Source organism: Hyphomicrobium sp. 01T421, from assembly GCF_056398805.1.
Genome location: NZ_JBFTQC010000001.1, coordinates 1,593,254 through 1,616,233, shown reverse-complemented (window position 1 = coordinate 1,616,233; position 22,980 = coordinate 1,593,254). Strand labels below are relative to the sequence as shown.

The following is a 22,980-nucleotide window of genomic DNA, read 5'->3' as shown; positions in this document are numbered from 1 at the left end:
AGTGCGTTCGGTTGGCTCAGCCGGAATGTGTTGAGTTGTGATGGTCATGTTGGTAGCACCGGCGAGCGAGGCGCACCCTCAGCGCATAAAGTCCGCGCATCGAGAGGCGCGCCCGCCACGATCTTTTTTAACGTCTTTTGAAACGCCGGATGCGCCCGTGTTGTTCCGGGCCTGGTGTTGTTCGTCCTCGGAGGCAACAGCCCTATTGAATCGACCAGCCTGCTCTGTTTTCCAACTCAAACGCCAGAGGCGTCTTTAACGCATTTCTTTGTGAAACTCGTCTGTGCGGCTCCGTGCAAATTCTTGGCCTTGGCATCGGCGTCGCATTTCGCCGTCGCGTCTTTCTCGCATTTGGTTATGAAGCTCTTGAGCGCCGCACCTGCTAGCTTTTTATCCTTTGCAGTTGCACTGCAGGACATATCGGCAGCCAGTGATGCGCCGGTCAGACATACGCTCATGATGACCGCAAGGATGATTCTCATAGTTTCCTCCATCATTGCCGAAGGACGATCGGCGATGCCGGCCGTCACTTTGATTGGTGCACTTATTAATACGTCAATTTGATCCGGCATCGTCAATTCGCGCGAACGAGCTTACCGAAAAGTAAAGTCGGACATCCGCGAAGAGTTCGCCCTGTATAGGCATTCGCTTGTCGCTATTTGGGCTGGATACTTTGATCGCCGCCCGGCTCGCCTGGCGGCACGATAACCGGCATCTTGTCGCCTGTTTGCGCGGGCGGTGGCTGATGAATTCCAGGATCGACACCCTGTGGAGGCTTCAGAACACCCTTGTTCTCGTCGAGCTTTTTGCTGAGCGGGATATCGGCCGATTTCGCATCCGCAGCGTCATTGGCCTTTTGAGGCGCCGCTGATTGAGCAGGCGGCGCGGTCGCGTCCGCGCTTGCAGCTTTCACATCCGATGAGATCGAACAAGCGGTCAATGCCATGAATGCATAGAACACGACCGACCAACTATGACCGCGCATTATCATTCCTTTCGCGACCACCGTAGGGCCAGAGATCAGCTCACCTACTGGCCGTATACAGGGCAACGAGATCTTCCCGGTTCGAGTTCCGAACAATTGCAACCATCGGATTGATGGAAAGTTTGCAAGCAGAGGGAATTTGAAAGCGGAGGGAACTTGTTGGACCACGCGATGGTAAAGTCCCCGCCACGGCACGCACTTACCCTAGTGCGGCTGCCCCCAATGCCGTGGCTAAAAGGAGCACCCCGGTTTGGCAGGGGATCGGGGTGCCTCCCTTTTTCCCGTTGGAAATACTCTAGTTTCGCGTAGGAAATACTCTAGGCGGTTCGCGATGAGCCGGGTTCCGACTCGGACTCGGAAGCCGATTTCCTCATGAGCGAATTCAGCTGACCGAAGAGCAATGGTCCCTCGACCTGGTCATCTTGATAGCCCTCTTCGCGAAGCTTGCGCTTAATATCCGCGACCGACGTGCAACGCCCAGAGCGCGCAAGTTCAAAGGCACGTTCCAATTGCGAGACCCGAATTTCCACAGCAATGCTCCTCAATGGTCCATTGTATTTTTCGCCGGTCCAGCGCTCCGAATTGCCGACACCAATACTTGCAGTTTAGTATTCGGCGCCTTTGCCTGCCATTATTCGGCCACTTCGCCTTGCGTTCAGCTTCATCGCTATGCCTCCAATCCGCGCGTCTCTCCGAGACGCGGCGACAGCCATGCGCAAAATGGCTGAAGGCGGTTTGGGGTTCCGACCACTTTTTGGAATTTACTTAAAATGACCGATCAGCAGCCTATCGCCGCTCAAACTCGCGTGTTCATTGCCTGCAGTGAAGAATACCGGAACCGGAAAGCCATTATGGAAGCCTTGGGTTCCATTTTCCTCGACACCATCGATGGTCAGCGCGAATATTTTTACTTTGATTGCCCGGCCATGACCGAGATATTCGAAGACGGCGTCTTCAATCGGTCGGCCTTTCGGCGGTTTCTCTCCGGTGACCCAAAGGACGCGGCCACCATCAGATCCTTGAGCTTTACGCATATCGTAGCGGGCGGCAACGACACCTTCGTAAAAACCCTGATATCCAATCTCGGCGCGCCGGAGGCATCCCTCGTCCGCCTTATGTGAGGCTTGGTGCGAACCCCGATCGCCTCGAAGCGTTATCGAGCGAGAGACATCTTGAGATCGAGGACCATCAATGGGTAAACGCAAAGCGCAAATCGTCGAGCCGGAAGCATTCGATCCGGACGAGCCGTCGCCGGTCCGGGCGCCGCTACCGGGAAGGCCCGAGAGCGTGCCATCATATCCGGGAGATGATGACGATTCCGATGATGAGCGGGAAGACGAGAACGAGGCTGTTCCCGACGAAGAGACGGACCCTCACTCCGTCGCGATCGACGTCGAAATCGAGAATCATGATGCTGAGCGCGATCGCTTGAGCGACGATATCGACGATCGATAGAAACCGGGCGGAGGGCCACCCGGTTTCGCTTCTCACCTATGACCGACTTCGCTAATGGATGGCGCGGTATGTCTGTGCGCTCTGCTCTGCGATGAGCCCCTTGACTGCGATGATTGCGCTCGACATCCGGCGGTTTGCCGAATAGCGCGCAGGCGGCTCCGACGTAAAGACGGCGGGAATGTTCCGCTCGGAAATCGCTCGGCAGAAGGCGATGGTTTCCGGATCTTGCGAATAAGGAAGAATGACCGCGTCGATCGCTTTTAAATCGAGCAGTTTTCCGGCTAACGCGAAGCTTGCGGCCACGTGGGTCGCGGCGCCTGCCGCGATGAACGATTGGCGCAAGTCGAAAGCCACTTCGCCGTTCGGATCGATGATGAGCACGGAGAGATTTTTCAGAGACGTCATAGTGGGTACCTTGCGGCGCGATACGGTCGCGCTTTCCGCTTGGAGCTCGAACCGATGTATTGTTCGAGCCGTCCCAGGATGACAGCAACGCGACCGGGTAACGTGCTGACAAAACTTTTCAACGGTCCCGGTAAGAGAAACTATGCATCTGCACGGAGTTCAATCAAGCCCAATTACATCACCACACGAACAATCGTCGCTGCATCGCACATGCTAAAGGCGGTCTGAAGAACTGTGTGCGATTTCGAGATCGGGCAGCTCCTGCACCTTTCAGAATTCATCATATTTCCATTGGCGGGCGACGGCTGGTTGCATGGCTCGGGGAAGTCAAGCCCCGGCATCATTATGAGATTCCTATAAGTCCTTCCGCCCTGTCAGCTCGAATTCATATGCGGCGAGTGGCACCTAACCCCGTGCTCGCCCATCCATCCTTGCGCGAGATCATTAGCTCAGGATCGGAAACATCAAATGTTCGACACCATCCTTGTGGCAGGCGGTATGGCGCTCTTCGCGGCGTCGATTGCCTACGCCTTCGCATGCGACCATCTGTGAGGGTCCCATGATATTCGATTACACATTGGCGGCGGTCGTCACCGCGGGCCTCCTCGTCTACCTCATCTACGCGCTCGTGCGTCCAGAATCCTTCTGAAAGACACCCCAAATGACCCTCGTCGGTTGGGCGCAGATTGCCCTTTTCTGCGCAGTCGTCATTGCGCTCGTGAAGCCTCTCGGCTGGTATATGAACCGCGTGTTTTCGGGCGAGAGAACTTTTCTTTCGCCGGTTCTTCGGCCGGTTGAGAACTTTCTTTATAAAATCGCCGGGGTCAACGAGCGCTCCGAGCAGGATTGGCTGACATACGCCGTCTCGATCCTGATGTTCCACATCGGCGGCTTTCTTATCCTCTACGTGCTGCTGCGCACGCAGGGCTTTTTGCCGTTCAACCCGCAGGGTATGACGGCAGTCGCGCCGGATCTGTCGTTCAACACCGCCGTCAGCTTCATCACGAATACGAACTGGCAGAACTACGGCGGCGAAACGACCGTTTCGTATCTCACCCAGATGCTCGGGCTGACGCATCAAAACTACCTGTCGGCCGCGACAGGCATCGCCGTCGCCATTGCGCTCATCCGCGGTTTCGCGCGGGCGTCAACGCGCAATATCGGCAACTTCTGGGTCGATATCACGCGCTGCACGCTCTATGTCCTCTTGCCAATTTGCATTCCCTTGACGCTCTCCCTGGTTTGGGACGGCATACCGCAGACGCTCGGCGCGTACGTTGACGCGACGACGCTCGAAGGCGCCAAGCAGACGATCGCCGTCGGGCCCGTCGCGTCGCAGGTCGCCATCAAGATGCTCGGCACAAACGGCGGCGGCTTTTTCAACGCCAACGCGGCACATCCCTTCGAAAATCCGACGGCCTTCAGCAACTTCATCCAGATGGTCGCAATCTTTGCGCTCGGCGCGGGGCTTACGAACGTCTTCGGCCGCATGGTCGGCAATCAGAAGCAAGGCTGGGCCATCTTTTGGGTGATGGGCGTGCTCTTCATCGCGGGCGTGGCCGTTTGCTACTGGGCGGAAGCGGCGGGAACTACGGGCATCAATGAGCTCGGCTTGGCGGGCGGCAACATGGAAGGCAAGGAAGTTCGCTTCGGCATCGTCGCTTCTGCGCTCTTCGCCGTCATCACGACCGCGGCGTCTTGCGGCGCCGTCAATGCCATGCATGACAGCTTTACTGCGCTCGGCGGCATGATCCCGATGATCAACATGCAGCTCGGCGAAATCATCGTTGGCGGCGTCGGCGCGGGCTTCTACGGCATGCTGATCTTCATTGTGATCGCCATCTTCGTCGCCGGTCTCATGGTCGGCCGCACACCGGAGTACGTCGGCAAGAAGATCGAGGCGAAGGAAGTGAAGATGGCGATGCTCGCGATCCTCGTCCTTCCGCTCATGTACCTGGGCTTCACGGCCGTCGCGGCGGTGCTTCCGTCCGCCTTGGCATCCATCGCCAACCCTGGACCGCACGGCTTTTCGGAGATGCTCTATCTCTTCACATCGTCGACGGCGAATAACGGCTCGGCGTTCGGCGGCATCACCGGCAACACCCCGTTCTACAACATCACGGGTGCTATCGCGATGTTCGTCGGCCGCTTCTTCATGATCATTCCGGCGCTCGCGATTGCGGGCTCCATGGCCGAGAAGAAGACCGTTCCACCGTCGGCTGGCACATTTCCGACGACCGGCGGTCTCTTCGTCGGAATGGTCGTCGGCGTCATCCTCATCGTCGGTGGCCTGACGTTCTTCCCTGCCCTCGCCCTTGGCCCGATCGTCGAGCAGATCTCGATGACCAGAAACATGCTCTTCTGATGGTTCCGGAGACACTCGCTATGGAAACTACCGTGCGCAAGAAGCGCTCGACCTCAACGATGCTCGATCCCGCTATCGTCCTTCCCGCGATTGGGTCGGCATTCGTGAAGCTCGATCCCAGAACGCTGATCAAGAACCCGATCATGTTCGTGCTCGAGGTCGTGTCCGTTCTGACAACGATCATTTTTGTCCGGGACGTCATCGAAGGTGGACACGACCTCTCCTTCACGTTCCAAATCATCGTTTGGCTGTGGTTCACCGTCCTCTTCGCGAATTTCGCCGAGGCGATCGCCGAGGGGCGCGGTAAGGCGCAGGCTGATGCCCTTCGCCAGCAACGCACAGAGACGCAGGCGAAGCTGATGGGCGGCCAGGCCAAGAACTTCAAGCTCGTCCCGGGCACATCGCTCGCTGTCGGCGATGTGGTTCTCGTCGAAGCCGGCGATACCATTCCGTCCGACGGCGAGGTCATCGAGGGCATCGCTTCGGTGAACGAATCCGCGATCACGGGGGAATCGGCCCCGGTCATTCGCGAATCCGGTGGCGACCGTTCGGCAGTGACCGGCGGCACGCAGGTTCTGTCCGACTGGATCGTCGTCCGCATCAGCGCGGCGCAGGGATCGACATTCCTCGACCGCATGATCCGGCTCGTCGAAGGCGCGGAACGCCAGAAGACGCCGAACGAGATCGCTCTCAATATTCTGCTTGCCGGCCTGACGATCATTTTCGTCTTCGCCACGGCCACAATTCCGAGCTACGCCAATTATGCCGGCGGCACCATCCCGGTCGTCGTGCTCGTTGCGCTGTTCGTGACGCTCATCCCGACGACGATCGGCGCGCTTCTCTCGGCAATCGGCATCGCGGGCATGGATCGCCTCGTGCGCTTCAACGTCCTGGCGATGTCCGGCCGTGCGGTCGAAGCAGCTGGCGACGTCGACACGCTGCTTCTCGATAAAACCGGCACGATCACGCTCGGCAACCGGCAGGCAACCGAATTCCTGCCGCTGACGGGCATCAGCGAAGCCGAGCTTGCGGATGCCGCGCAGCTTTCGTCTCTGGCCGACGAAACGCCGGAAGGCCGTTCCATCGTCGTGCTCGCGAAGGTGAAGTATGGACTTCGCGGTCGTGAGATCGGCGATGTCAAGGCGCGCTTCATACCGTTCACCGCGCAGAGCCGGATGAGCGGTGTCGAGACCGACGATTCATCCATCCGTAAGGGCGCTGTCGATGCCGTCATTCGATACGTCAATTCCCTTGGCGCCGCGCCGCTATCGGCCGGATCTGCTGCGCAAGCGCTCCGGCCGGCGATCAGCACTGAAACCGCGCGCGAGATTAAGGCAATAACCGACGCGATCTCCAAATCGGGCGGCACGCCGCTGGCCGTCGCCAAGGATGGCAGGCTGCTCGGAGCCATCCATCTCAAGGATATCGTGAAAGGCGGTATTCGCGAACGCTTCGCAGAACTCCGCAGGATGGGCATCCGCACGGTCATGATCACCGGCGACAACCCGATGACGGCGGCGGCGATCGCGGCAGAGGCCGGCGTCGATGACTTCCTCGCGCAGGCGACGCCTGAGGACAAGTTGCGCCTCATTCGCGACGAACAGGCCAAGGGCAAGCTCGTTGCGATGTGTGGCGACGGCACCAACGACGCGCCTGCGCTCGCGCAGGCCGACGTCGGGGTCGCGATGAACACCGGCACCGTCGCCGCGCGTGAAGCTGGAAATATGATCGACCTCGACAGCAACCCGACCAAGCTCATCGAGATCGTGGAAATCGGCAAGCAGCTCCTGATGACCCGCGGCGCCTTGACGACGTTCTCCATCGCAAACGACGTCGCAAAATACTTTGCGATCATTCCCGCGATGTTCCTCGCCTTCTATCCGCAGCTGCAAGCCCTCAACGTCATGAACCTCGGCAGCCCGCAAAGTGCGATCCTGTCGGCGATCATCTTCAACGCGCTGATCATCATCGCCTTGATCCCGCTCGCGCTCAAAGGCGTCGCCTATCGCCCGATCGGCGCGGGCCCGCTGCTTCGCCGAAACTTGCTGATCTATGGCCTCGGCGGCGTCTTGATCCCCTTCATCGGCATCAAGGCCATCGACATCGCGGTCAACGCTCTGCACCTCGTTTGATAGGGAACTCCAATGCTCAAACTCTTACGCCCCGCGTTCGCATTGCTGGCCGCTCTGACGATCATCACCGGCCTCATCTATCCGCTCGCGATGACAGGGCTCGCCGGAATTCTCTTTCCAAAGCAAGCGCAGGGAAGCCTTATCGTGCGCGACGGCAAGGTCATCGGATCGGAACTGATCGGTCAGAATTTCACGAGCGACCGCTATTTCCGGGGCCGGCTGTCGGCGACAACCGGCACCGATCCGTCTGACCCGAGCAAAACCGTGCCGCAGCCGTACAATGCTGCGAACTCGATGGGCTCGAATCTTGGCCCGACGAACAAGGCGTTGATCGATCGGGTCAAGGGCGACGTGGAAAAGCTCAGGGCTGAGAATCCTTCGGCGCCCGTCCCCCTCGACCTCGTGACGACGACTGCCAGCGGGCTCGATCCGGATATTTCGCCGGCCGCCGCATACTTCCAGGTGCCGCGCGTCGCCAAAGCCCGCAATCTGCCGGAGGCCGATGTTAAGCAACTCGTCGATAGGCATATCGAAAGCCGCCTTTTTGGTTTAATCGGTGAACCCCATATCAATGTTCTAGCGCTAAACCTCGATCTGGATCGCGTAGCGGCGCGATGAAGGTGGAGCGGCGGCAGTCGCTCTCGGAATAGCCTCGATGGCGGAAGATACCCACGCACAGCACAAACGGCCATCGCCAGACGCGCTTCTCGAGATTTCGCGACGAGAAGCGCGCGGCCGGGGCCGGCTCAAGATCTTTCTCGGCGCCGCGCCAGGCGTCGGAAAGACTTATGAGATGCTGCGCACGGCTCGCTCGAAGATAAAGGACGGCGCGGATGTCGTCGTGGGCGTCGTCGAGACGCACGGGCGTAAGGAGACGAAGGCGCTCCTGCGCGGGATGACCATCATCCCGCCGCGAAAGATCGAATATAAGGGCAAGGAGCTCGACGAGCTCGATCTCGATGCGCTTATCGCGCGCCGCCCGCAAATCGCGCTGGTCGATGAACTCGCTCATACGAATGCGCCGTCGAGCCGGCATCCGAAACGATATCTCGATGTCGAGGAATTGCTGGATCAGGGCATCGACGTCTACACGACGGTCAATATTCAGCATATCGACAGCCTCAACGAAGTCGTCGCGCAGATTACGGGCGTCCGCGTGCGCGAGACGGTTCCCGATTCCATTCTCGCCCGCGCCGACGACGTCGAGCTCGTCGACATCACGCCTGAGGATCTGATCCAGCGGCTGAAGGAAGGGAAAGTTTATGTTCCCGAGCAAGCGCAGCTCGCGCTCGAGAACTTCTTCTCGCCGGTCAACCTCACGGCGCTGCGCGAGCTAGCGTTGCGGCAAACCGCTGAGCGCGTCGACGAGCAGCTTGTCACGCAGCTGCGCGCTAAAGCCATGTTGGGGCCGTGGGCCGCCTGCGAACGCGTGCTCGTTTGCATCAGCGACGATCCGCGTTCGGCGGGGCTCGTGCGGTACGCGAAACGGGCCGCCGATCGCCTGCACGCACCGTGGACCGCGTTAACGGTCGAGACGCGCCGCAGCATCCGCCTTTCCGATGAGGAGCGAAACCGCATCGCCGAAGCGCTGCGGCTCGCCGAGCAGCTTGGCGCGGAAACTCTCACCATTCCGGGAAGCTCGCGGAGGATCGCCGACGACATTATGGCTTACGCGAGAGAACATAATGTCACTCAGATCATCATCGGCAAATCCGAGAGGCCGCGCTGGTTCGAAATTCTGAACGGCTCCGTCGTTCACGATCTGGTAAGGCAATCGGCCAGCGTCAGCGTGCATGTCATTTCGGGCGAGCAGCTTCCCAACGGCGCGCAGCCGCGCCCGGCCGTGCGCGCCGCGCCCGAGAAGACTTCCAACAATATCCTCGCCTATATTTTTGCCATAGCCGCGGTGGCGACGTCACTTGGTTTGGCGTGGCTGATCAGGCCCTGGATCGGCGTCGAGAGCGTCGACCTCATTTTCCTGACGGGCGTCATCGCCGTCGCGGTTCGCTACGGCCTGTTGCCTTCGCTGTTCGCCAGCATCTTGGGATCGCTCACGTACAATTTCTTCTTCCTTCCACCGCTCTACACGTTCACGATTTCAGACCCAAAGAACGTTGCAGCGTTCGTATCGTTTGCCGTCGTCGCAATCGTCGTATCGAACATCGCGGCACAGACGCGCAGCCAGGCGGTCATTGCGGTCAATCGCGCCAGCACAACGGAATCGCTTTACGGCTTCAGCCGGAAGCTCGCCGCAACGGCCACGCTCGACGACGTGCTGTGGGCGACCGCCTTCCAGATCGCGTCAATGTTGAAGGTTCGCGTCGTATTGCTTCTGCCCGACAATGGTTCCATCGCGGTCAAAGCCGGTTATCCGCCGGAGGATACTCTCGATGCGTCGGATTTGGCGGCAGCCACGTGGGCATGGATGAATGATCGGCCGGCGGGGCGCGGAGCCGATACGCTGCCCGGCTCTCAGCGCCTCTTTCTGCCGCTGCACACGGCGCGTGGCGTCGTCGGCGTCGTTGGTATCGATAGCGACAATCCCGGCCCGCTGCTGACGCCCGATCAGCGGCGCCTGTTCGATGCCCTGATCAACCAGGGAGCGCTTGCGATCGAACGCGTGCGACTTGTCGCGGACATCGAGCAAGCGAAGCGCACTATGGAGACCGAGCGGCTTCGGGCGGCTCTGCTCACTTCGCTGTCGCATGATCTCAAGACGCCGCTCGCCGCAATCCTCGGCGCGGCAAGTACGTTGCGCGACGTCGCGGACAAGCTCGACGAGGCGCAGCGGGACGAGCTTCTGTCGACGGTCATAGATGAATCCGAGCGTCTCAATCGTTTCATCGCCAATCTCCTGGATATGACCAAGCTCGAGGCTGGCGCCGTGACGCCGAAGGCTGAGGTGCACGACGTCAGCGAGATCGTCGATGCGGCTCTCAAGAGAGCGAAGAAGATCCTAGCCCATCACAAGGTGCAGTACGCGCCTGTAGCCGGCAATCCGCAAGTGAGAGCCGATCCGGTCCTCCTGGAGCAGGTGCTTTTCAACGTTTTGGACAACGCCGCCAAATACGCGCCGGAAGGCACCGCAATACAAATCGATGCCTGGCAAGACTACGACCGGATCACCTTGCAGGTATCGGATGAGGGCCCGGGAATTCCACCGGAAGATCTTGAGCGGATCTTCGATAAGTTCTATCGATCCTCCAAAGGTGATCGCGTGCGCGCCGGAACGGGACTTGGGCTTCCCATTTCGCGCGGATTCGTCGAGATCATGGGCGGCACGATAACGGCCGCAAACCGGCCCGATCGCAGCGGCGCCGTGTTCACGATTTCCCTGCCGGCGGGCTTCGAGAGCGAAACGTTGGATCACGCCGCATGAGCGCGCCTCTCAACGTTCTGATCATCGACGACGAGCCACCCATTCGTAAGCTGCTGCGCATGGGTCTTGCGACACAGGGCTATCAAGTGACGGACGCGCCCAACGCCAAAGTCGCGTTGGAACTCATGGATACGAAGCCGGATCTCATCATCCTGGATCTCGGCCTTCCCGACATGCAGGGTCTCGATCTCTTGCGCGCCCTTCGCGCGAAGAATGAATCCGTTCCCATCGTGGTGCTCTCGAGCCGGGCTGACGAAGGCGCCAAAGTTCATGCCCTCGATCTCGGCGCCGACGATTACGTTACGAAGCCTTTCGGCATAAATGAGCTTCTTGCCCGCATCCGCGCGGCTCTACGCCACCAGCTGCAAAGCCATGGTGAGCGGCCTATTTTTCGTGTCGGAGATCTGAGCGTCGATCTCGTCAGGCGCATCGTTAAAGTCGGCGACCGCGAGGTTAAGCTTTCGCCCAAGGAATACGATCTGCTGCGGCTGTTCGTTCAGCACGCTGGAAAAGTTCTCACGCATAACTTGTTGCTGCGGGAACTCTGGGGGCCATCAGCGGATTCTCAGTACGTGCGTGTCTATGTCCGTCAGCTCCGGCAAAAAATCGAGGCGCATCCGGAAAGCCCTGAATACATTCTGACCGAAACGGGCGTCGGTTATCGCCTGCGCATTCCCGACGAATTATAGAGCGGCCCTAAATGGCAACCAGCATCAGCAGCTTTCTTTCGCCCAGCGACGTGTTTCTCGATGTCGGCGAGCCGGACAAAATCTCTCTGCTGAGAGATCTCGCGCGACGTGCGGCGCCGTCTGTCGGGCTGAGCAGCGACGTCATCGTCACCGAACTCATGAAACGGGAGCAGCTCGGATCGACGGGCATGGGCGGCGGCGTTGCAATTCCGCACGCTCGCTATATCGGACTGACAAAGCCGTTCGGGCTCGTTGCACGCATTAAGCCGGCTGTGGATTTCGAAGCGATCGACAACATGCCGGTCGATCTCGTTTTTCTTCTGCTCGTGCCGTCTGCTGCCGAAGGCGATCACCTCAACATGCTCGCCGCTGTGTCGCGGCGGATGCGCAGCCGCGAGGTCACGCAGAAGTTGCGCACCCTTCAGGACAAGACTATTTTCTACAAACTACTCACGGCCGAGCCTGAGAAACATTGATCGCGCCAATCGGCGATCGATCTTTCTACGACATGATCGCTTCGATCAGGCGAGGTCCCTTTTGAGCGAGCGCCTTTTCCAACTCGCGTGCTAGCGCTTCTGCATTGTCGACGGCGACGGACGGCACGCCGAAACCTTCTCCGATCTTTACCCAATCGAGATTGGGACGATCCAGCCCTGTCATCGAGCGGGCGACAGGCCCCGGCGCCGTTACGCCTGCCCGTTGGAATTCCACGTTCAAGATGTTGTAGCTGCGGTTAGAGCCGATGATCGTGACGACATCCAAGTTCTCGCGTGCCTGCGTCCAGAACGCCTGCACGGAATAGGCGCCGCATCCATCGGACTCGAAATTGATGACCTTGCGGTCCGGACATGCGATGGCAGCCCCTGTTGCCGCGCCTGGGCCTTGGCCGATGGCGCCGCCCGTCAACATCAAATGGCTGAAGCGTGGTGCGTTCCGGGATGCTTCGAAATAAGGCGTGCCGGCGGTCAACGCCTCGTCCATGACGATGCAGTTTTCCGGCTGCAGCAGCGCTATGACAGCGGTGACGGACTTTGCGTCGAGCCCCCCGCGCGGCATCGAGATGGGCGCACCATGCTGACGGCGAACATCATGCGAAGCCTGAAGCTCGGCCGCGACTGCCTCCAGGGCTCCAAGAACGTTCTCGCCGCGGGTCGCCAGCGTGACGGTCTGTTCTTTGCTGGTCAAATAGCTGGGCTGTTCAGAATATCCGAAGAACGCAACGGGACGGCGCGTGCCGGCGAGCACAATGCTTTCGTAACGGCGTGTCAGCGCCTGCGCCTGGTCGGGAAAATATGGGAGCCTCGTTGCTGCGGGTAAATCGCCGCCGCGCTCCATGCGCGCGAAGAACGTATCGCAGAGAAGATCGGCGCCAGTCGCGGCAGCAATTCTGCCTGCGAGCCGCATGCCGGATTCCGACAAGCCCTCGCCGCCCAACAGTATCGCTGACTTTCCGCGCTTCAGCGCCCGCGTTGCCGCCGTCACATTCGCCGGAGAATAGCTGACTTTCGGTATGGCGCGCCCGAAAGGAGCATTGTTGCCCGCCTCAGCCTGCTGGCAATCGTGCGGAACGATCAGGGTCGAGATACCGCCGCCGTTGGCCCGCGCGCGCTCGACCGCTTCGGCCAGATCCGACGCTAACGCTGCAGCATCTACGTTTCTCTTCGTATATGCGCTGACCGTATGGGCGAGCCCTTCGATGTCGGATGCCAACAACGGATCGGCCGCACGATGCCAAGTCGCATGTTCGCCGATGACGTTCAGGATCGGCGTTCCTGCGCGTCGCGCGTTGTGCAGATTTGTCAGGCCATTGGCGAGGCCGGGGCCTAAATGGAGCAGGCACATCGCCGGCTTGGACATCATCCGGCCGTAGCCGTCGGCCGCTCCGGTCGCGACGTTCTCGTGGAGGCAAAGGATACCGCGCAGACCGGCGACCTGATCCATCGCGAGAACCAACGGCAACTCCGTCGTGCCCGGATTTGCGAAACAGACCTCGATGCCTTCGTTCAAAGCGGTGGTGATGAGTGCCTGCGCACCGTTCATGGCCCGGTTCCTTTGGTTCGCTCCCGAGAATCAGGACCCGACTTCAATCCCACCACACATGTACGCTGAGAGCGCCGATTGTTCGACGCATTCAGACCGGCCGGACAGCGCGGTATCCGTAGCGTCGCGTTTCTGGGGCGCGGTCGCCGACTCCTAATGCCGAACATCGCTTTAGAGGAGAAATTCCTTCTGGCAAGCGGCCAATTGCTGGTGATTTCGAGCGCGATGGAAATCCAAACGGCGTTGGACGGCTAAGGGCTCTTCTTGAATAAATGGTCGCCTACGGTCTGCTCGCCGGCGCAGCACCTAATGAGGTCATTGCCCGAAATCGACCTGCCGTCGCCAAACTGTATCGCGACGTTGGATTGACCGCCGGCGATCAGCCGGCAAGCCTCCTCCAATGCTGCATCAAGGGTCGGATGTTCGCTGCCTATTGCTACAGGGATTGCGCCGAACGTTACAAAATATGCCATTCTTTACCGCCCAGCCACTCGCGATGCATACGGACTATCCATGCCATTTGGCCAAACGGCGCGCGTCCCGAAGCGTTCCGTTCTTTTCACTGGGGTCTTTTCACTGGGGCCCGGGTGCATTGGACTTAGGTCAATTCGTACGCGCCACGTTCGCGCCAACTTAGCAATAGCCCTCGCACAAAGCGCGACCAGACCCACGTCTTGGAGGCGCCTATGCGCGTACCTGTTGTTTTGGCGGCGGTGGTGTTCCTGACTTCTACCGCTGGGCTCCTCATCGCTGAAGAAGACCCGGTGATGAAGGAAGCTCAATCGACATTCGCGCCGATTCCTCTCACACCGCCCCCCATAAAAGGTGTAACCGCCAGTCCCGCACTGGTCGAACTCGGCAAGGCGCTCTACTTCGATCCCCGGCTATCCCAAAGCCACAACATCAGCTGCAACACATGCCACCAGATCGGCCTCGGCGGCGTCGACATGCTGCCCACCTCCATCGGCCACAAATGGCAACACGGCGCCCGCAATTCCCCGACGGTATTGAACTCCATATTCAACATCGCGCAATTCTGGGACGGGCGCGCTGCAGATCTAGCGGCACAGGCCGGCGGTCCGATTCAAAATCCCGTCGAGATGGCCACCAGTCATCAGGACGCCATCGATACGTTGAAAGGCATTCCCGGTTACGAGAAGCTTTTCAAAGCGGCTTTCCCCTCGGAAAAAGACCCTATCACCATAGGAAATGTCGAGGATGCCATCGCGGCATTCGAAGCGACCCTCATCACGCCCAATGCGCCGTTCGACAAATTCCTGCGCGGCGACGAGAACGCTTTAACATCCGAGCAAAGGGAAGGTCTGCAGCTGTTCATGAGCAAGGGCTGCTCGACTTGCCATTCCGGCATCAACGTCGGCGGTCAGATGTACGCGCCGTTCGGCGTGGTCGAGAAGCCGGGCGCTGAATTGCTGCCGCCGAAGGACAAAGGCCGCTTCGACGTGACAAAGACTGCGAGCGACGAGTACGTCTTCCGCGTGCCGCCGCTGCGGAATGTCGAGCTGACGCCGCCGTATTTCCATAGTGGGAAAGCCTGGGATCTTCGGCAAGCCGTGGCCGTGATGGGGAACAGTCAGCTCGGTGAAAAGCTGACAGACAGCGAAATCACGAAGATCACGGCGTTCTTGCGCTCTTTGACGGGCGACCAGCCGAAGGTCACATACCCGATCCTGCCGCCAAGCGACGCCTCGACGCCACCCCCTGAGCCATAGCGCGCGCTCGGGCTCGCGGCCGCCGGGACGGATTTAGCTACGCAGGCCTGGAGCTTCCTGGCCGGTCCGCTCGACGTATTCGGTGTAGCCACCGCCGTATTTATGGATGCCGTCGGGCGTAAGTTCGAGCACCCGATTGGATAGCGCGGCAAGGAAGTGGCGGTCGTGCGAGACGAACAGCATGGCGCCCTCGTATTGCGAGAGCGCAGTGATGAGCATTTCCTTGGTCGCCATGTCGAGGTGGTTCGTCGGCTCGTCCAGCACCAGGAAATTCGGCGGATCGTAGAGCATCTTCGCCATGACCAGACGCGCCTTCTCGCCGCCGGAGAGCACGCGGCATTTCTTTTCCACGTCATCACCGGAGAAGCCGAAGCAGCCGGCCAGCGAACGCAGCGAGCCTTGGCCCGCCTGCGGGAACGAATCTTCCAGAGACTGGAACACGGTGCTGTCGCCATCAAGCAGATCCATGGCGTGCTGGGCGAAATAGCCCATCTTCACGCTGCCGCCGATTTTGACCGTGCCCGCGTCCGGCTCTGTCTTGCCCGCGATCAACTTCAAAAGTGTGGACTTGCCCGCGCCGTTCACGCCCATGACGCACCAGCGTTCCTTGCGGCCAACATGGAAATCGAGACCTTCGTAGATGCTGCGACTGCCGTAGCTTTTATGCACGCCCTTGATGCTGACAACGTCCTCTCCGGAACGCGGTGGCGATGCAAACTCGAAGGCGACAGTTTGGCGGCGCTTCGGCGGTTCGACGCGATCGATCTTCGCCAGCTGCTTGACGCGACTTTGCACTTGGGCCGCGTGGGACGCACGCGCCTTGAAGCGCTCGATGAATTTGATCTCCTTCGCGAGCATGGCCTGTTGACGGTCGAACTGGGCCTGCTGCTGCTTCTCGGAGAGCGCACGCTGCTGCTCGTAGAATTCGTGGTTGCCCGCGTACGTCGTCAACGAGCCGCCATCGATTTCGACGATCTTGGTGACGATGCGGTTCATGAACTCGCGATCGTGCGAGGTCATCAGCAGGACGCCCTCGTAGCCCTTGAGGAATTCTTCGAGCCAGATCAGGCTTTCCAAGTCGAGATGGTTGCTCGGCTCGTCGAGGAGCATGGCGTCGGGGCGCATGAGGAGCACGCGTGCCAGCGCCACGCGCATCTTCCAGCCGCCCGACAAAGCGCCGACATCGCCGTCCATCATTTCCTGGCTGAAGGAGAGACCCGCGAGCACTTCGCGTGCGCGGCCTTCGAGGGCATAGCCGCCCAGCTCCTCGAAGCGGCCCTGCACTTCGCCGTAGCGCTCGACGATCTCTTCCATCTCGTCCGCCCGGTCGGGATCGGCCATGGCGGCCTCGAGCTCCGCCAGTTCGGCCGCGACTACGCTCACCGGGCCGGCGCCGTCCATCACCTCGGACACGGCGCTTTTGCTCGACATCTCACCCACGTCCTGGCTGAAGTAGCCGATCGTGATGCCGCGATCGGTCGAGACTTGGCCCTCGTCCGGCTGCTCCTGGCCGATGATCATCCGGAAGAGCGTCGTCTTGCCGGCGCCATTCGGGCCCACGAGGCCGACCTTCTCACCCTTGTTGAGGGCGGCGGACGCTTCGATGAAGAGGATCTGGTGGCCGTTCTGCTTGCTGATGGAATCGAGACGAATCATATGCGCGCTTTTTTTGGCGCTGGCTGCGACAGCTCGTGCTGCCGAGTCACCGTGCGCACAGGCCCCGGACAAACGGTTGTTCGGCACCCTTAGTCCATGCGTCGAGCCCACGGAAGAGCCTTCCGGGCGGCCGCGACATTCGTTCTCAAATGGTGAGGTTGGGGAAACGCGTTGCGCGCTGCGTTTCGAGGCGGCCAAGACGGAGCAGAGGCTTGCGTTCGCCAGATTCCAAGGGGCCGGCGCTCCCTACGGGAGCCGGACCCGCTTTTTCAGGTTTTGAGTGGGATGCGGCACCGGCCGGCAGGGGGCGTCATATGCCCCCTAGGACTCATGTCGATGCCGACCGGTTCGAAGCCTTTTCTTACGCCGCCAATTTTGCGTGACCCGCAGGGTATCCAGAACGCCCGGCAGCATTGCTTGCCTTCGACCGCCATTGTTCCCAGCTCATGCTGGTGTAAGCCAACGCGATTCCGAACCCGGCAAACGCCGCGAGACACACCACGAGATAGTACATTTCGAATGTCGTCATTGTCGCCTCCCTTAGAAGAGTGAGGCGAGTTTAGAGCGGTGCCCAGTCGATGAATTGACTTACGTCAATTGTGCCGAATATCCGGTGCTCAATCGAGCCGACAGCCGGCTTCAGTCACCGTTTCCATTTTGCATTACCGCAGACTGCTCCGCTATTTTTCTGAGCAAACTTTCTATGAGTACATCCGCGGACTCGTTGGCCGCCCCATCGATTGTTTCGGTCAGCGCTTGCCCACGGTTCTGCGCATTCCGGTACGAGGCGCGCTCCGGGATGAACCCCGGCAATAATTCGTAGCCCGCAGCGGCAATGTAGTTTCGCGCGACCTTCTCCTCGCTTGCTTCCAACACACGGCAGAGGGCAACCGCCAGGCGACTTTGAGAAATTCCTATTTCCTCCAAGGCGCGAAGGAGGAGAACGGTCGGATACAAATCATCTATGGTGGCGCTGGTCGGCACTACGACAACGTTCGAGGCGCGGGCCACTGTGCCTGTCGACGGACTCGTGTGGCCAGGCGTATCAACGATGATGAGATCGAAAGCTTCACTATCCACGAGTGCTTCTTCAAATGTACGGAAGGCGCCTACGTTGATGGGAGAAGCAGTCCGTCTCTGCTTGCGGGCTTTGCCCCATCTGACGGAAGTCTGCTGTTGAACATCAAGGTCTGCGAGCTTGACCTTCAACCTGCCCGTCGCGCCGACCGCGGCGAGGGCCCGGGCGAGCGTGCTTTTGCCGACGCCGCCTTTTTGACTGACGAATGACACGATCAGAGGCATTCGCACTCCCCAACGCGCGCTTTTTTTTGGATCTTCCTTCTATCCTGCGCCCACGCGTGATGGACTGTTACTTGAAGGTTCGCAAGTCCGTGTGCTGGAACGCCGAAATTTCCCAGCTGCGGACAACGGGTAACCAACGATGATGATATGAGGGTCCACTGCACGACCGCTCGCTTTGCACTCCCTTCTTTCGAGGGAGACAAATCGTTAAAAAAATTCAATGAGATCAATGCCGGAAAATAGTCTTGGCGCTCCCTAGGGGAGTCGAACCCCTCTTTTCAGAATGAAAATCTGACGTCCTAACCGATAGACGAAGGGAGCGGCCCTCGACTTGAGAACGCACCCTATAATCGGCTTTGACCGTCTTTGGCAAGCCGACCGCGCTCGCATTTTTTGCGACAGGATGGACATAATCGACGCGGGTCATATTTTACTGGCTGCGCGGGTCGGCGGCGTCCTCAATTTGCAGCTCGATGCGCTCGCGGCCGCCCCAGGTATCGCGGCGCAGGTGGCCTGCGACGTGGAGCGGCATTCCGCTCGCCGACATCAAAAGATCGCCCAATGGTTGCCCGGCGGCCCGGAACGCGACGCCATCGAGTCGCGCGCCATCGCCGCCTTCGAGAATGACGCGGATGTGGGCTTCGGCGATGAGCTTGCCGAATTTGACGCGATGTGCCGGCAACGCGAAACGCGCTTCCGAGTTGCCCTGGCCGAACGGGCTGACACGCTCGATCAGATCCATCAGCTCGCGGGTCGCGCCGGACGCGACGATCGAGGCGTCGATGTCGAGATGCGCGGTATCGCCCACGCCCTTTGCAGCCGTGCCAAGGCTGCTGAGCAAAAACTGCTCGAGCGCCGGGAGGCCGTCTCTGCCGACGGTCAGGCCGGCTGCCATCGCGTGGCCGCCGCCCTTCGCCAACAGGCCTGCAGTCACGGCCGCGCGGATGGCCGCTCCGAGATCGATGCCGGGGACGGATCTGAGCGAGCCCGTACCCATTGCCGAGGCTTCCCAGGCGATGACGCACGCGGGCCGCCGAAAGCGTTCGACAAGGCGGCTGGCGACGAGACCGACAACGCCCTTGTGCCACGTCTCCGAAGCAACGATGAGGATTGCCCGAGAGGGATCATCGGCGACCTGACGATCGGCAATCGCAAGCGCTTCTTCGAGCACCAGCGTTTCGATGTCCTTGCGCTCTTTGTTGAGCCGATGGAGCAGCTCGGCGATGCGTTGCGCTTCGACCGGGTCTGATGTCGAGAGGAGCGTCGCTCCCAGCGCGGCGTTGCCTATGCGGCCGCCAGCGTTGATGCGCGGCCCGAGAATGAAACCCAGATGATAGGGCGTCGGCGCGACCGTCAGTCCTGCAGCGTCTGCCAAGGCCGTGAGGCCGACATTCTCCCTCGCGCGCATCACCGCGAGGCCCTTTTTGACGTAGGCGCGATTGAGCCCGATCAACGGCACGACGTCTGCGACCGTTGCGAGCGCAACGAGATCAAGCAGAGCCAGGAGGTCAGGTTCGCGTGACGCGCCGTAGTAACCGCGCTTGCGCAATTCCCGCGCCGTCGCGACGAGCACGAGGAACACGACGCCTGCGGCGCAGAGCATTCCCTGCCCTGAAATGTCGTCCTGCCGGTTCGGATTGACGATGGCCTGCACGTCGGGCAGCCGCTCGTCCGCCTGGTGATGGTCGATGATGACGACGTCGGCGCCGAGTTTGCGCGCGACCGCCAGCGGCTCGTGACTCGTCGTTCCGCAGTCGACCGTAACGATAAGCTTCGCGCCCTCCTTGACGAGCGTCTCGATGGCTGCCGCGTTCGGTCCGTAACCTTCGAAAATGCGGTCCGGGATGTAAATGCGCGCCGGGGTATCGTGATGCTCGAGAAAACGCTTCATCAGGGCGGACGAACACGCGCCGTCGACATCGTAGTCGCCGAAGATCGCGACGTTCTGGTTCGCTTGCACAGCGTCGGCGAGGCGTGCTGCGGCCTTCTCCATGTCGCGGAGCGAACTCGGATCGGGCATCAGCGCTTTGAGCGATGGGTCGAGAAAGGTTGCGACGTCATCGAGCGCGACGCCGCGCGCCGCAAGCACGCGTCCCATCAAGTCCGGCAATCCATGCCGCTGACTGATCGCCGTTCCGAGCGGCCTTAAGTTTTGCGGCAAGCGCTCCCGCCAGGCGAACCCGCGCGCGCTTTTGCCGACGCCGAGAAACGCACGCTCTTCGGCGCCGCCGTCCAAGTCAATCGCCGCGAGATTCGAGCGCAATCGATCACCCTTTTTTATTTGCGCACGGCGACTCCCCTCCGGGGAGCCGGCCGCCGTGCGCGGCCGTTTGTTCACGCGGGCGACACCGCTGCGCGGAGCCGGCCGCCCTGCGCATAGAACTGTTCAGGTTGTAGGTCGATTCGGTCGGGGCAGCGGCAGGGGCTCGCGTTGTATCCACAAAATACGTGAGCCGCCGATGCCGGCGAAGCATTACATGAAGCGCGTTCCGACGTTGCGGACCGTCGACTTGATGCGGCGGACGGTGCCCGTCTTCGAGCGCATCACGACCGTTTCTGTCTCGGCGTAATCGCCGCGGATCCTGACGCCCTTCAGCAGCGAACCGTCGGTCACGCCGGTCGCCGAGAAGACGACGTCGGCCGATGCCATGTCCTCGAGCTTGAACTTCCGGTTGATGTCGGAAATGCCCATTTTCTCGGCGCGGATGCGTTCCTCGTCCTTCATCGGCACGAGACGGCCCTGGATTTGGCCGCCGATGCAGCGCAATGCGGCGGCTGCGAGGACGCCTTCCGGAGCGCCGCCTGAACCCATGTAGATGTCGATGCCGGTTTCCTTGGGGTCCGTCGTCCAGATGACGCCAGCGATATCGCCGTCCGGAATGAGCTGCACGCCGGCGCCCGCTTCACGCACGGCGCGGATCAGTTCGGCGTGGCGCGGCCTATCAAGAATGCAGGCCATGATCTCATGGATCGGCACGCCCTTCGCCTTGGCAAGCGCGTTCAGATTTTCGGCCGGAGATGCGTCGAGATCGACGACGCCTTCGGCGTAGCCGGGGCCAATGGCGATCTTGCTCATGTACATGTCGGGCGCATGGAGCAAGCCGCCCTTCTCGGAGATCGCGAGGACGGCCAGCGCGTTGGGCATCGATTTCGCACAGATGGTCGTGCCTTCGAGCGGATCGACCGCGATATCGACTTCCGGCCCCTCACCTGTTCCGACTTTCTCGCCGATGTAGAGCATCGGCGCCTCGTCCATTTCACCTTCGCCGATGACGACGGTGCCCCTGATCTCGACGCGGCCGAGTTCGCGGCGCATGGCATCGACGGCCGCCTTGTCAGCTGCCTTCTCGTTGCCGCGACCACGTAGGTGCGCCGCCGCGATTGCGGCGGCTTCGGTGACGCGGGCGAGCTCGAGCACCAAAATCCGATCGAGACCCGGCCCGTGAGTGCCGTTCGATTGCTCAGCTCTGCTCATATCCTTGTCCTTCTCGCGGGGGCTAAATGTGAAATCCTAAAGCTCTTCAATTCGTATCATCTGCGGACGCTCGGTGACGTTGCCGTCCTTCTCGATCGTTTCGAGAGCCAGCCGCATCGCTTCTTCGGTCGTCTCATGCGTGATGATGATGACCGGTTGATCCGCGCGGTTCTGGACCCGCGAACTCGCGCGCGGCGCATGCAGCGTCTGCGGACGATGTTGTACGATACTTTCTAGCGAAATACCCCGGTCGCCCATAGCTTTCGCGACGTTCGCCATGGCGCCCGGCTTATCGTAGAGCGCCAGCCGGACGTAATAGGACCCGTAATGCTGATCGAGCTTGGCGCGGCGGTGCGCCTTCAGCTGTGCGACGGGCGTGACGAACGGCGGCACGACGAGACCGCGCGCGATATCGAGAATGTCTCCTGCGACGGCCGACGCGGTCGGCTTCGCGCCGGCACCTGGTCCGACGAGCAGAATATTGCCGGAAAAATTACCGTCGATCGCAACGGCGTTCGTCACACCGGAAACTTCGGCGATGGCGGAATCCTTGTTGATCAGGACAGGCGAAACGCGAGCTTCGATGCCGGCTTCGGTTTCCATCGATACGCCGAGCAGCTTGATGCGATAGCCGAGGCTGTCGGCCGCCTCGATATCCGCCTGGGTGATCGACTGGATGCCTTCGACGTGGATCTGCTCGAAGGCGACCCTTGTTCCGAAGGCGAGGCTCGTCAACAGTGCGAGCTTGTGAGCGGCGTCGAAGCCGCCGATGTCGAATGTCGGATCAGCCTCGGCATATCCCAGCGCCTGCGCTTCCTTCAGAACATCGTCGAACGCACGATTTTCACTCTGCATCTGCGTCAGGATATAGTTGCAGGTGCCATTGAGGATGCCGTAGACGCGCTTGACGCGATTGGCGCCGAGCGCTTCGCGCAGCGTCTTGATGACCGGAATGCCGCCTGCGACCGCCGCTTCGAAATTCAGCGCGACGCCGTTCGTTTCGGCGAGACGCGCAAGCTCGACGCCATGCTTTGCGAGCAGCGCCTTGTTGGCGGTAACGACATGCTTCTTGGCGCCCAATGCCGCTTCAACCGCCGCCTTCGCGACACCATCTTCGCCACCGATCAGCTCGACGAAAACGTCGTTCGAAGGATCGAGTGCGAGCGCGATGGGATCATCGAACCATTCGACGCCATCGACCGCGATGCCGCGCTCCTTGGCTTTGTTGCGCGCGGAGATGCCGGTTACGCGGATCTCGCGGCCGACAATGTTCGCGACGTGAGTGCCGTTGGCCTGAAGAAGCCCCAGCAGGCCACCGCCAACCGTGCCAAGTCCGGCTATACCAAGTTTGAGAGGTTTCATGGCTG

The 22,980-nt window shown here is 60.5% G+C and carries 20 protein-coding genes and 1 tRNA gene; 10 read left to right on the top strand and 11 right to left on the bottom strand.

Translation table 11 applies throughout. The annotated features are described in order from the left end of the window. Positions 1–236 precede the first annotated feature (236 nt). Both AC1DK3_RS07350 and AC1DK3_RS07345 read right to left on the bottom strand, forming a co-directional pair. Complete coding sequence (locus AC1DK3_RS07350; protein WP_477191587.1) at positions 237–572, bottom strand: hypothetical protein; 336 nt, start codon at positions 570–572, stop codon at positions 237–239. A gap of 83 nt (positions 573–655) precedes the next feature. Then, positions 656–985, bottom strand: a complete 330-nt coding sequence (locus tag AC1DK3_RS07345; RefSeq protein WP_477191586.1) for a hypothetical protein — start codon at positions 983–985, stop codon at positions 656–658. Positions 986–1,755: 770 nt separating this feature from the next. Here AC1DK3_RS07345 and AC1DK3_RS07340 point away from each other — a divergent pair. Further along, on the top strand, positions 1,756–2,106 hold the full coding sequence (locus tag AC1DK3_RS07340; RefSeq protein ID WP_477191585.1) for a hypothetical protein: 351 nt from the start codon (positions 1,756–1,758) through the stop codon (positions 2,104–2,106). A gap of 70 nt (positions 2,107–2,176) precedes the next feature. Beyond that, positions 2,177–2,440, top strand: a complete 264-nt coding sequence (locus AC1DK3_RS07335) for a hypothetical protein (RefSeq protein ID WP_477191584.1) — start codon at positions 2,177–2,179, stop codon at positions 2,438–2,440. Positions 2,441–2,491: 51 nt separating this feature from the next. Here AC1DK3_RS07335 and AC1DK3_RS07330 read toward each other — a convergent pair whose 3' ends face one another. Further along, entirely contained in the window at positions 2,492–2,845 is a 354-nt protein-coding gene (locus AC1DK3_RS07330) for a hypothetical protein (protein ID WP_477191583.1), read from the bottom strand. Between the two features lie 559 nt (positions 2,846–3,404). Here AC1DK3_RS07330 and AC1DK3_RS07325 point away from each other — a divergent pair. From AC1DK3_RS07325 to AC1DK3_RS07295, 7 genes are read left to right on the top strand one after another with little or no spacing between them, the layout of a single operon-like run. After that, positions 3,405–3,494: a K(+)-transporting ATPase subunit F gene (locus AC1DK3_RS07325; RefSeq protein WP_477191582.1), complete on the top strand. Its 90-nt coding sequence runs from the start codon at positions 3,405–3,407 to the stop codon at positions 3,492–3,494. 12 nt (positions 3,495–3,506) lie between these two features. Then, positions 3,507–5,210, top strand: a complete 1,704-nt coding sequence (gene kdpA / locus AC1DK3_RS07320; protein WP_477191581.1) for a potassium-transporting ATPase subunit KdpA — start codon at positions 3,507–3,509, stop codon at positions 5,208–5,210. A 20-nt stretch (positions 5,211–5,230) separates the two neighbouring features. After that, a complete protein-coding gene (gene kdpB / locus AC1DK3_RS07315) occupies positions 5,231–7,342 on the top strand; it encodes a potassium-transporting ATPase subunit KdpB (protein WP_477191580.1) in 2,112 nt (703 codons plus the stop codon). Positions 7,343–7,354: 12 nt separating this feature from the next. Further along, positions 7,355–7,960, top strand: coding sequence for a K(+)-transporting ATPase subunit C (locus AC1DK3_RS07310; RefSeq protein WP_477191579.1), 606 nt, complete (start codon positions 7,355–7,357; stop codon positions 7,958–7,960). Between the two features lie 37 nt (positions 7,961–7,997). Then, positions 7,998–10,721 (top strand): ATP-binding protein, encoded by a 2,724-nt coding sequence (locus AC1DK3_RS07305; RefSeq protein WP_477191578.1) that lies wholly within the window; start codon positions 7,998–8,000, stop codon positions 10,719–10,721. Next, positions 10,718–11,410 carry a response regulator gene (locus AC1DK3_RS07300; RefSeq protein WP_477191577.1) on the top strand — a complete coding sequence of 231 codons (693 nt, stop codon included), beginning with the start codon at positions 10,718–10,720 and terminating at the stop codon, positions 11,408–11,410. The genes AC1DK3_RS07305 and AC1DK3_RS07300 overlap by 4 nt, the downstream gene beginning before the upstream one ends. Before the next feature lie 11 nt (positions 11,411–11,421). Next, entirely contained in the window at positions 11,422–11,886 is a 465-nt protein-coding gene (locus tag AC1DK3_RS07295) for a PTS sugar transporter subunit IIA (protein WP_477191576.1), read from the top strand. 25 nt (positions 11,887–11,911) lie between these two features. Here AC1DK3_RS07295 and AC1DK3_RS07290 read toward each other — a convergent pair whose 3' ends face one another. Next, positions 11,912–13,450: an acetolactate synthase large subunit gene (locus AC1DK3_RS07290; RefSeq protein ID WP_477191575.1), complete on the bottom strand. Its 1,539-nt coding sequence runs from the start codon at positions 13,448–13,450 to the stop codon at positions 11,912–11,914. Between the two features lie 686 nt (positions 13,451–14,136). On the opposite strand from AC1DK3_RS07290, the gene AC1DK3_RS07285 reads away from it, so the two are divergent. Continuing rightward, positions 14,137–15,180, top strand: a complete 1,044-nt coding sequence (locus AC1DK3_RS07285) for a cytochrome-c peroxidase (RefSeq protein ID WP_477191574.1) — start codon at positions 14,137–14,139, stop codon at positions 15,178–15,180. A 33-nt stretch (positions 15,181–15,213) separates the two neighbouring features. Here the strand turns inward: AC1DK3_RS07285 and AC1DK3_RS07280 are convergent, their stop codons facing one another. The 7 genes from AC1DK3_RS07280 to AC1DK3_RS07250 all read right to left on the bottom strand — a co-directional run bounded on the left by AC1DK3_RS07280 (position 15,214) and on the right by AC1DK3_RS07250 (position 22,975). Beyond that, complete coding sequence (locus AC1DK3_RS07280; RefSeq protein WP_477191573.1) at positions 15,214–16,836, bottom strand: ABC-F family ATP-binding cassette domain-containing protein; 1,623 nt, start codon at positions 16,834–16,836, stop codon at positions 15,214–15,216. 361 nt (positions 16,837–17,197) lie between these two features. Continuing rightward, complete coding sequence (locus tag AC1DK3_RS07275) at positions 17,198–17,365, bottom strand: hypothetical protein (protein ID WP_477191572.1); 168 nt, start codon at positions 17,363–17,365, stop codon at positions 17,198–17,200. A gap of 110 nt (positions 17,366–17,475) precedes the next feature. Beyond that, a complete protein-coding gene (locus tag AC1DK3_RS07270; protein ID WP_477191571.1) occupies positions 17,476–18,138 on the bottom strand; it encodes a ParA family protein in 663 nt (220 codons plus the stop codon). Positions 18,139–18,384: 246 nt separating this feature from the next. Next, positions 18,385–18,459: transfer RNA gene (locus AC1DK3_RS07265), tRNA-Glu, on the bottom strand. 109 nt (positions 18,460–18,568) lie between these two features. Beyond that, complete coding sequence (recJ, locus tag AC1DK3_RS07260) at positions 18,569–20,401, bottom strand: single-stranded-DNA-specific exonuclease RecJ (RefSeq protein ID WP_477191570.1); 1,833 nt, start codon at positions 20,399–20,401, stop codon at positions 18,569–18,571. Positions 20,402–20,611: 210 nt separating this feature from the next. Further along, entirely contained in the window at positions 20,612–21,613 is a 1,002-nt protein-coding gene (gene glpX, locus AC1DK3_RS07255) for a class II fructose-bisphosphatase (protein WP_477191569.1), read from the bottom strand. A gap of 36 nt (positions 21,614–21,649) precedes the next feature. Next, the gene (locus tag AC1DK3_RS07250) at positions 21,650–22,975 is read right to left on the bottom strand and encodes a homoserine dehydrogenase (RefSeq protein ID WP_477191568.1); all 1,326 of its coding nucleotides are present in this window, start codon (positions 22,973–22,975) and stop codon (positions 21,650–21,652) included. Positions 22,976–22,980: the final 5 nt, after the last annotated feature.